5 protein-coding genes are annotated in these 5904 nt (G+C 50.1%); 1 reads left to right on the top strand and 4 read right to left on the bottom strand.

Features of this window, described 5'->3' with window-relative positions:
• Nucleotides 1-63: 63 nt before the first annotated feature.
• Nucleotides 64-2049, bottom strand: coding sequence for a PAS domain S-box protein (locus AC0KVQ_RS16030; RefSeq protein ID WP_473422198.1), 1986 nt, complete (start codon nucleotides 2047-2049; stop codon nucleotides 64-66).
• 342 nt (nucleotides 2050-2391) lie between these two features.
• Nucleotides 2392-2583, bottom strand: a complete 192-nt coding sequence (locus AC0KVQ_RS16025) for a hypothetical protein (RefSeq protein ID WP_473422197.1) — start codon at nucleotides 2581-2583, stop codon at nucleotides 2392-2394.
• Between the two features lie 55 nt (nucleotides 2584-2638).
• Between AC0KVQ_RS16025 and AC0KVQ_RS16020 the strand changes: the two genes are divergently transcribed.
• On the top strand, nucleotides 2639-3835 hold the full coding sequence (locus tag AC0KVQ_RS16020; protein WP_473422196.1) for a GGDEF domain-containing protein: 1197 nt from the start codon (nucleotides 2639-2641) through the stop codon (nucleotides 3833-3835).
• Nucleotides 3836-4026: 191 nt separating this feature from the next.
• On the opposite strand, the gene AC0KVQ_RS16015 is transcribed toward AC0KVQ_RS16020, so the two are convergent.
• Together AC0KVQ_RS16015 and AC0KVQ_RS16010 are read right to left on the bottom strand one after the other, a co-directional pair.
• Complete coding sequence (locus AC0KVQ_RS16015) at nucleotides 4027-5049, bottom strand: TRAP transporter substrate-binding protein (RefSeq protein ID WP_473422195.1); 1023 nt, start codon at nucleotides 5047-5049, stop codon at nucleotides 4027-4029.
• Nucleotides 5050-5226: 177 nt separating this feature from the next.
• Nucleotides 5227-5904 (bottom strand): TRAP transporter large permease subunit (locus AC0KVQ_RS16010; RefSeq protein WP_473422194.1); only part of this gene is annotated, 678 nt, incomplete at its 5' end.

The following is a 5904-nucleotide window of genomic DNA, read 5'->3' as shown; positions in this document are numbered from 1 at the left end:
ATTGGGTTGTCGGGATTATCTCAGCCTATGCCAGACCCCGTTTTGATTGGGGTCGTTCCTTTTTCACCACCCTGTTAGACGGCCCGCCACTTGCGCGAGTAATTTATCGCCTGCCTCATGGCCCCATCGATCATTAATTGGCTTGAAGTCATCAAGATCCAGATATCCGACGCTCAACAACTCTTTTCTTTGATTGCAAGCAGAAATTAATTGCCTCATGCGATCCGATAACAAAACTCGATTGGGCAACCCGGTGAGTTTGTCATGGTAGGCAAGGTATTCAATTTGTCGCTGATGTTCCTTGAGTACAGAAATATCAGCAATCATTGCCGCAAAATGGGTAATTTCATCATTATGATTTCGTATCGCAGTTATATGGGTGCGCTGAGTATAGAATGTACCATCTTTTCTCCTATTTACTATCTCCCCCTGCCACGAGCCATAACCTAACAAAGCAGTCCACATTCTTTTATAAAATATCGAATCATGCACACCAGAATTAAGCAGACGAGGATTTCTCCCCATCAACTCTTCCAGGGAATACCCAGCAAGTTGACAAAGGGCCGGATTAACTTCCTGGATAATTCCATCGACATCAGTAACCATAATCGCTTCATGCGTGCTCTCAAAAACTCGCCGAGCAAGATGCAGGTTCTCATCAGCCAGTTTCCGGGCACTCACATCCTGAATTGTTCCACGCAAGCAAACAGGATTTCCTCCTTCATCAAACTCAAGCTTTCCCAACCCGTGCACCCAAATAGTCTTGCCATCACAAGGCCGTATGAGTCGGTATTCACGATCAAATACTTTTCCTTCCCCTAGAACGCTATCGCGAAGATAGGACTGGATCTCGCCCCGATCATCCGCGTGAATCAATGCGACCCAACTGGAAATCGTACGTGGATAGTCGGGATCAATCCCGAAGATAGAATCTTGCTTTTCTGACGAGGTCCAAATGCTGTTCAAGATATCCAAGCTATAGGTCCCTAATCCACCCGCATCTTGAGAAGCCCTCAGCGCCTCATCCCGCTCCCTCAATTGCTGAAGCAGTTTTTTTAAACGCTTGTTGCTTTTTTCATTAGCCATCAGGTAGTTGTGCTGCTGACTCCATTGCCTGTACAGCATTACCGCTGCAGAATTTATAATCAATAAAAAAAGTCCGAGCAGTGCAAAGCATATCAAGCGAATTCTGTACCACTGCTCCAAATGATCGGACTTTGATATTCCCGTTATTGCAAAAATTGATAGGCCATCTATCTTGTGATAGTGATAAATTCTTTCAATGTCATCACCATTTCTTCGTGCATGATACGTTCCCTCCCAAACACCTTTCCTAACCAGTTCCAACATGGCTGGTGATACATTGGCATCTGCAATGGCATAGGAAAATTTTGGCTGATCTTGCACATAAAGGCTTACAAGCCCTAGATTTTTATCCCGGAGAGCCAAGATGCCATTTTTACCCACCTGAAATCCAGACAGCTGTTTTGAGAAAATACTTAATGGAAGAGGGACAGCAACAACACCGGAAAATTTTCCGGATTTATCATAATAAGAACGAGCAAGAATAATGATTTTGTGCCCGGTTAATTTGCTATCCAGTATAGAACTTACCGCCAGCCCTTTATTCTTTCCGGATCGAAGTTCTTGAAAATAGTCCCTATCATCTATTCTTACACCAGGCGTATCTCCGGCACCCTCGTGAAATATGAATTCTCCGGATGAATCAGTCACACTCCACCCTTCAGAATCAGCAAGAATATTTTTCTGAAGCTTTATTTTCCACTCTACAAATTGGTTGTCGAGTCGATCATGACTGGATAAATAATTTGTAAATTCTCCGGCCGTAGTAATTAGGGAAAGATCAATGCGGCGAAGCATGTTGCTGATATTTTGGTCAATGGCATGGGTGAGATTTTGGCTCAAAATCTCCGCCTGATGAATGTCGCGCCTATAGATTTCATTCAACCCCAAAAATACTATGCAAATGGCAAGCACATTAATGGCAAGCAGGGCTATAGCCATTCCTATTAAAAGACGACTCTTCAATGAACAACTCTTCATCTGATAAATGCCAATAATGAATGTTTGCCAATAAGTGCGAAGTTTGAACTGACCACAAGCGACACCTTGAGTAGACTCGATCCGTTAGTTATGAGTCAAGCCGCAAGGAGTATTTGTGTGTTTTACGCAAGATATACAGCAAGAAAACTCTCAATCAGCTTCAGGTCTGCCACCACATCCAGTCAGCACTTCAGAGAGGGCCATAGACGAAGGGGCCGTTGTTTTCATGGTGATTGAACATTACCAGCGAAGAACGATCGCCCTATAACACTCGCCTGTTTAGTGACAGGCAGGATACTCATGCGAAGTATTCATGCACTTTGCGGGTCAGGTTCGGGTGTCGAGCCCTTCCATGCCGATAGGGCCAAAGCGATCGGCAAGCTGCTGGCCCAGCCCCGGCCAATGTTTGTCTATGGGGGCAGGCACCGATGCCACGCTTGAAGCAGGAGGACGTGTGGTCGGTTCCATGCACAGGCACAGGCGCAAGCCGCTGATGGCGAACCTGTCTTCAGGTTTCATCACTTTGCCCGATGGGGCAGGTAAACTGATGTCTTTCTTCCGCTTGAGTTCATAAATGCCAGCTGTTCTCGATATCAGAACTTTGGTGTTGATCTATGTAGGCATCAATATTGGGCAGACGGTTGTTCTGGCGTACCTATGGAGTGTGCAGCGCAACTATCCGCCTGCGAAAGACTGGGCGCTCGGATCCTTGATGTTTGCCATCGGCTTGTTCCTGTTCTCCCTTCGGAATCTGGTACCAGCGGTGCTAAGCGAAATCGTCTCTAATATTTTCCTGCTCCCGGGATTGATGTTATTCAATTTCGGTATTGTGAAAGCGACCGGACGAAAACCACCGTTCAAGGCTGGAATGGCATTATGTGTGATCGCCAATGCAACCCTGGCCTGGTTTACTTTGGTCGCCCCGAATTATCCGGCAGGCGTCCTTACCCAGAACACGGTGTTTTTGCTATTTGACCTATATACCGCCTACTTCTGTTTGATGGCGAGAACAGCAAAAGGCAATCACACCTTTCGGCTAATTGGTTTTTTGTTCGTCTTGCTGGTAATTGCCTGCTCATGGCGCGTGGCGGGAGGCGTTTTTGGTTTGACGTTTTCCTCATCTCCGACGCTTCCACGCTTGTTCTGGATCGCAACGTCGCTCATCAGTTTCCCGATGATCACTGTTTTATTGACCTTGCATACATCGCAAAGGCTCCAGGAAGAAATCCACGCTCAAGCACGCCGTGACACATTAACCGGTGCCTACAATCGCCGAGCCTTTACCGAATTTGCCGATAGGGAATGGTCCAGAAGCATGCGTCATGGTTCTCCACTCTCGGTTCTTTTGGTCGATATCGATCACTTCAAGCGATTCAATGATCAACACGGCCACCAGACCGGTGACACCGCATTGGTTGAAGTCTCGAAGGCTGCTCATGCGGCATTGCGAGCGAACGATATCTGGTGCCGTTATGGCGGTGAGGAATTCATTGCCTTGCTTCCTGACACCACGTTAGATCAAGCTCTGGCCGTTGCGGACCGGCTACGTTTATCGGTGGAGCACACCACCATTTCTTCGCCGCATGGACTTCTGAATGTGTCCGTGAGCATAGGTGTGGCAGAACGCTTGTCGCATTATGCTGACGTATCTGATGTTCTGGCAGTCTCGGATAAAGCGCTTTATAAGGCAAAGGCTGCCGGACGCAATAGAGTAATTGCAGCAGGCCAAGAAGAGGACGCCCAAACAGAACCTGTCCGAAATGATGCCTGAAGCATCATCTATCGGAGCGAGGGAAGTCGTTTTGGCCGAAGTGTTGCCGGTGAACAGTTAGATGTGCGCCCATCTGGAGAGCCTAGAGCCTGTTCACGATCCTTTCACCGCTGCGGGGAAAAGATCATGAACAGGCTCTAACAGGTCGGAATAGAACCGCAGAAGAACGCACTGCGGTTCGGCACCATGAATTACTTGGCAGCCTTGCGTGCCTTATCAACCTCGGCGTAGAACCCCTTGACGAAATCCGGGCCGATGCTGGCCGAGAACTTCTCGATCACAGGCTGTACGGCGGCCCGCATCTTGTCCAGTTCCTGCGGCGGCAAAACGGTTACCGCCATACCCTTATCCTTCAACTGGTTGACCGCACCCTTGGCCTGCTCGATTTCCTGCGTGCGCTGGAAATCACGCGCAATCACGGCAGCTTTGGTCACGGCAGCCTGCTGATCTTTTGGCAAGGCATCGAACCATTTCTTGGAAACCACCAGCGCCACCGGGGTGTAAACGTGGTTGGTAATGGCCAGATGCTTCTGGATTTCATAGATCTTGTTCTGGTACATGTCGACCGGCGGATGTTCCAGCCCATCGAGTGCACCGATTTCCAGTGCGGTATAGACCTCGGCATAGGCCATCGGCGTGGCATTGATACCCAGCGACTTGAAGCTCTCGATCGCCACCGGGCTTTGCATCACGCGCACCTTCAGGCCCTTCATGTCCGCCAGTGAATTGACCGGACGCTTGCCATTGGCCAGATTGCGGAAGGCACCACCCGCCCAGGTCAGACCCTTGACGCCGGTATCATCCAAGCTATCCAGAATCTTCTGGCCGACCGGGCCATCCAGCACCTTGGCGGCTTGGGCATCGTTGTCAAAGATGAACGGGAAATCGAAAATCTGCAGTTCTTTCTTGCGCACGGCAAACGGTGCCAGCGAGCCCATGTAGAACTCCAGCACATTGCCCTGTACCGACTGCAGCATCTTTTCCTCGGAACCCAGGGTCGAGTTGGCAAATACCTTGACCTTGATCTTGCCACCGGAAGCCTTTTCCATCTCGGAGGCAAATTTCAGCATGGCCACGCCACGCGGATGCTGGTCGGTAAAGCCATGGCCCAGACGGGCATCCGCGGCAGAAGCCAGAGTGGGAACCAGCAAACAGGCGGTGCCCAGTACGGCGGCCAAAGGCTTGGTAATGAAGCGCAGAGATGTATTTTTCAAGATAAAACTCCTCATATAACAAGGTGGAATGCCAACTGGCAGGGACTGCTTTCACTACAAACACTGCTGAAAATCACAGCTTCTTGTAATTGATAAAAAATATATTTTTTATAAAAGAGCCCAAAAAACGCTATTCCACCTGCCAGCCAAAGGCTGCCGGGGAATAGCGTTCTATATTCAGCGTGCTGTCAACCAGGCGAGCGGCACTTCCACAATGGCCGGGAAGAAGATCAGCAGGAACATGACGGCGGTTTGTGCCAGCAGGAACGGGGCCACCCCGCTCACCACCTTGTTCATCGGCATCTTGCCAATCGTACTGATCACGTTCAGCACCGCACCCACCGGCGGGGTGATCAGACCCAGACACTGGTTCAGGATGTACAGCACCCCGAAATACACCGGATCGATGCCTGCAGCCTTGACGATCGGGATCAGCACCGGCGTCATGATCAGGATATTCGGCGTGAAATCCAGCACGCAGCCCATCACCAGACCCATCAGCATCAGTACCACCATCAGCAAGGTCTTGTTATCCATGAACGGCTGCAGCACTTCACCCAGTTGCTGCGGAATGTTCACGGCAGTGACCAGCCAGGCCGAAACCGAGGCGGCAGCCACCAGGAACAACACGATCGCGGTGGTCTTGGCTGCAGCCAGGATCAGCGGATACAGGCTCTTGAGGCTGATCTCACGGTAGATGAACAGGCCGACGAACAGCGAGTACCAGGCAGCAATCACGGCGGCTTCGGTCGGGGTGAAGAAACCGAACTTCAGGCCGCCGATGATGATGACCGGCAACAGCAAGGCCCAGAAGGCATTGCGCGTTTCGATCAGGCGCTGCTTCATCGATACCTT

The organism is Formivibrio sp. oc-25 (assembly GCF_055810895.1).
Note: the sequence above shows the minus strand (reverse complement) of the source record. Positions and strands in the feature narration are given on the sequence as shown.

Bases quoted from the DNA above. Each gene is read 5' to 3' on its own strand.
- AC0KVQ_RS16025 (WP_473422197.1), bottom strand. From the start codon at position 2,583: ATGAAACCTGAAGACAGGTTCGCCATCAGCGGCTTGCGCCTGTGCCTG.
- AC0KVQ_RS16020 (WP_473422196.1), top strand. From the start codon at position 2,639: ATGCCAGCTGTTCTCGATATCAGAACTTTGGTGTTGATCTATGTAGGC.